The organism is Mesotoga sp. (genome assembly GCF_035363035.1).
In the GTDB taxonomy this organism is placed as follows: Bacteria; Thermotogota; Thermotogae; order Petrotogales; family Kosmotogaceae; genus Mesotoga.
On record NZ_DAOSEH010000124.1, the window covers coordinates 1 to 4,458 of the forward strand.

General features: G+C 48.0%; 3 protein-coding genes. All 3 read left to right on the forward strand.

Going from position 1 to position 4,458, the window contains the following annotated elements; all coding sequences use genetic code 11:
* Nucleotides 1-137: 137 nt before the first annotated feature.
* Entirely contained in the window at nt 138-854 is a 717-nt protein-coding gene (locus PKX57_RS11360; protein WP_472413805.1) for an NAD(+)/NADH kinase, read from the forward strand.
* Nucleotides 844-1,533: a PhoU domain-containing protein gene (locus PKX57_RS11365; RefSeq protein ID WP_213920294.1), complete on the forward strand. Its 690-nt coding sequence runs from the start codon at nt 844-846 to the stop codon at nt 1,531-1,533. The genes PKX57_RS11360 and PKX57_RS11365 overlap by 11 nt, the downstream gene beginning before the upstream one ends.
* Before the next feature lie 17 nt (nt 1,534-1,550).
* Nucleotides 1,551-4,458: LptF/LptG family permease (locus PKX57_RS11370; RefSeq protein WP_472417406.1), on the forward strand; the 2,908-nt coding region annotated here is incomplete at its 3' end.

Genomic DNA, 4,458 nt, shown 5'->3' on the forward strand with positions numbered 1-4,458 from the left:
CTTTTTGATCTGGCGCAAAATCTGAGGTGAGTCAATTGAAGGCCGCTGTTTTTTGTAACAGAACCAGAATTGCGTCCGCTACATTAGACCTTTTGACACGGGAGATAGAGTCCCACGGCCTTGGGGTTTATCATTGCATGGATGGCAGTTCCTGCCAGGTTGAGGACGCCACCGTCATAATCACTTTCGGTGGAGACGGTACCGTTCTTAAGGCTGTTCCAACGGCCTATACCAGAAATTTACCCATCATGAGCTTCAGGGTTGGCAGTGTGGGATTCCTAGCTTCCTTCGAAATCAACATGCTTCATGCGATTCTGGACCTCTTTCTCCAGAACGCACTGCAATCAAGTGAGAGGACATTGATGAAAATTACCTTTAAAGACGAGGTCTATTACTCGTTGAATGATTTTGTCATAGAACGATCTTCTCCCAGCAGGACAGTAACATTTACCGTATCGATAGACGGACAGAGTAGCTATCCCATCGTTGGAGACGGGATAATTTTCTCGACCAACACCGGTTCGACTGCGTATTCGATGGCTGCCGGAGGCGCGCTGGTGGATCCCGAGGCCCTTTGTTTCCAGATAACACCGATCTGTCCACATAACCCCTTCGTGGGCTCTCTCGTTCTCTCCTCCTTCAGGAAAATCAGGCTCGAAGTTACGCAGGATAAGGGATTTCCACTGGAAGCCTACGTAGATGGCATTTTCAGCGATCGGCTGTCTAAAGGCGACGTGGTGGAAGTCCAGATGTCCAAAAAGAAGATCAGGCTACTCCGTGAAGGGAACCTGGATTTCGTGGCGCTGCTGAAAAAGAAACTGGCTTTCGGGGGAAGGTTGAAAGATGATATCTAAGGTCGGACTTGAAAGAATAGCCCTGTTGCGTTCGGATATTCTCAAGATGGCCCGCTACATTCAGAACATATGCAATAAAAGTTCTATTGCGATGCTTGAACGTAACGAACATCAGGCCAGGGATGTTCTCTATTCCGATTCCGTAATTGACCACTACCAGATCGAATTGCAAAAGACTATAATAAGCCTCACGGGAATCCTTACGCCGACCGGAAAGGACCTGAGGTTTTTGACCATGACCATGAGCATAGTGAACACGCTCGAGAGAATCGGGGACAAATTCGTCTCTATATGCGAGCTGGCGATGGTTTTAATAAAGAAGCCGCCGATCGGTTATTACGAAAAGTTGCGAACCATGTTCGACGGAGTCTCCCTGATGCTCAAAGGATCCATCGACAATCTGGTCGATCCTTCTCTTTTGGAGGCCGAAAGACTCTGCCGGAACGATTCGAACATCGACAGTCTTCTCGAGGGAGTTCGCAACGATCTGTTGAGCAACATGGAGCAGTCTCCTTCGATTACATCCAGAGCCGTAGATCTCTTGAGGGTATTCTGCGACCTTGAGGAAATCGCGGATCTGTGCACCGAGCTCATGGAGGCCGCCGTCTATATCGACACCGGAAAGTATTATCGCTGTATGAACGATATTTTTCAGCCCGTCGATTTCAAAGCCTACTGAAAAGGGAGGCGAGTGTTTTGGGTACACTCATAAAGTATATAGGCTATCAAACCCTCGGTTCTTTCTTCATCGGTCTGGGTGGTTTTATAGTGTTTGTCAGCCTGGAGCTTCTGTATTACCTTTCCGATATGATAATCCGATACAAGGTGGGAATAGACAAGCTCTTTCTCCTCATATACTACAATCTCCCGGAGTTCATCGTTATGGGCGTTCCAGTGGGAGTGCTTCTGGGAATATTCTGGGTCCTCTCCAGGATGCGTTCGGACAACGAACTCATAGCTCTCCAGACTCACGGTATATCCCTCAAGAAACTCGTCATACCCTTTTTGATACTCGGAGTCGTATTCAGCGGAGTAGCCTATTTACTCAACGACTACCTTGTTCCAAACGCCTCTTCCAAGGCAACCGAAGCGATGGCAAGGTTCGTTTATCGACAGCCCGAGGTGACACTGAAAGAAAACGTCTTCATGCAGGACAATCAGGGGCGTATGATACACGTTCGAAGAATAGATCCGGAGACCAAAGAATTGAAGGGAGTCTCAATATACGAAGTAACGCGGTCTGAAGTTACTCTTACAACAGCCACTTCCGCGGTCATCTCTCCGAACAAATGGACCCTGAAGGATGTCAGGATCTACCAGGTAGATTCTTCGGGTTTCCTGGGGGCTGAAATGCAGTTCAATACCGCCGAGTTCGATATAGATCAGGATATAGAACGTTACCTGGCCAGCTTCAAAGCACCAAAAGAGAAGACGAGCGCCGAGTTGAGACAGGACATAAAGGCGTTCAAAAACACCGGCATAGATACATCCTCGCTCGAAGTGGCGTTGCAGGAGAAGTACTCAATGTCTATTGCCCCACTCGTAATAGTTCTTCTGGGTGTGCCCGTGTCGCTCATGTTCAATCTTCAATCTAAAGCCTGGTCGGTAATACTCACATTCTTGCTGGTTGTCATTTACCAGGGTTCGGGAGCCTGGCTGAGCGGAATGGGCAAGGAAAACCTCCTCAACCCCACACTGGCACCATGGATTCCGAATATAGTTTTCGCGATCGTTGGAGTTATTGTGTATTCGCTCATAGACACCAAAGCGAGTTACAGGCTCTCGGAGATGCTTACGAGGCTTTTGAGAATCTCCGTGATACTTCTGGCGATCATCGTACCGGGAACTCTTATCGGAGCGAACGTGAAGATAGTGGGCGGAAGCATTCTGGGATCGGGAATGGGAAATGAGATACTCCTCCAGGACGGTGTAAGGGTTGATTACTCTAGTGAAACTCTCACAGCCACCATCGACGCTTCCAACGCTTCCATCTTGACTTCCAACGGAAGTCCCGTATCCATTTCTTTCTGGGGAAACGTAACTATGGTCAGCAGTGAAACGACCATCAATTCAGAAAGACTGATACTTGATCTAACCAACGAAAAGCTGGAAAGCATGGAGATATACACCAGAACTGAAATAGAGGTACCCGCGGTAAGGGGAGAAGGCTCCGGAGATGGATCTAAAGTTCCTTTTTATGTCTATGGAAGTTACATTCAATCCACCATTGAGGCCTCTCCCACCATGAATGTCACGGATGGTTACATAACTACATGCGACAGAGGTCATCCCCATTACAGATTCAAGGTGTCCTACGCGGTCGTTACGCCGGGAAAGGGGATGTCGGTACAGAACATGGTCATGTACATCGGCGATCTGCCTGTGTTTTATCTTCCCTACTACTATTTTCCTCTAGACGATCCCGACAGGAGACCGTTCGATGTTGATCTCAGCGGAATTGTAGATGCTAAAACCAGAATAACTTTGAGATATCTTGAACTGGATTGGCTGCTTTTACAGGGTTCGTGGTACAGGAACTGGCTTTCGACGGAAGATGCCTTCACCGCGAAGGCCGCTCTTTACACCCCCTTTGGAGACCTCGAACTCTTCGGCCAGTTCGGACAGGAGAAGCAGACCAGTTATGGGGGATACGTTCTTATAAAGCCCAAATTGGAATGGATGAGGTTTCAGGGTGGAGCCTTGTACATAACAGGCCCCTCGCTCAAAGAATTGCAAACGCCTTTCACGGGTTTGAACCTCGGCGAAACTATTACCTCCAGAAAAGTTACCCAGATGGACCCCTTCGCGATCAAGCAATCTATGAACGCCACAGAGCTGACTCTCGGATATGTTCAGTTTCTATCTCCCGAAGAGTGGGATGTTGAACTCGATGTTTTTGGGGCTTACGCCCGTCTCGATGACAAGACGCTTTGGATGGTTAACCTCCAGAAGCTGACTATTCCAACCGAAGAAGGCTTCGATGCAGGTTTCTTCAAGTTCAAAACCAGCGAATTCAACCTCAGCGGTCTCTTCGGGCAGAGATATATTAACAAAGAGATCCTGTACTCTCTGAGAACCAAGGCTTCGGCAATCCAAACCGAGGGTGAACTCTTCGATGCGGATTTCTCGGTTAAGTCGTTGAACTTCTCGCTGGCTTCCGCGGCGGCCACTATCACCGAACTGTTCGACCCGGCCAAAATGGAGGATTTCGTTCTGGAGGTAAGCACTTATCTTTTCACACTGGGAAATCTGAAAATCGGAGGAGATCTGAAAGGTACCTTCGACGCATCGACAACGCAGTTGAATATAACGATGCCTGCAGACAACAAAGGGATTGGAAAGAACTATCTGACCTTCGTGACTGACGATGGAAAACTGAAGATAAACGGCAGGTACGCCCTGGACTTCGATTCTCAACATGAAAAGAACAAAGATAGAGTTTTCTGGATAGATCCCCTCGACCTTCTCTACGAAGACTTCGTTACGGTTGAACTGAAGTTTTACTTCGAATCCAGGTACGACGGCTCTTTCAAGATAGAAGGAAAGAAGCTCAGAGTCTATAAGGATTTCGAACTGCTAAAAAAAGAGTGGGGACCCGTTTCTC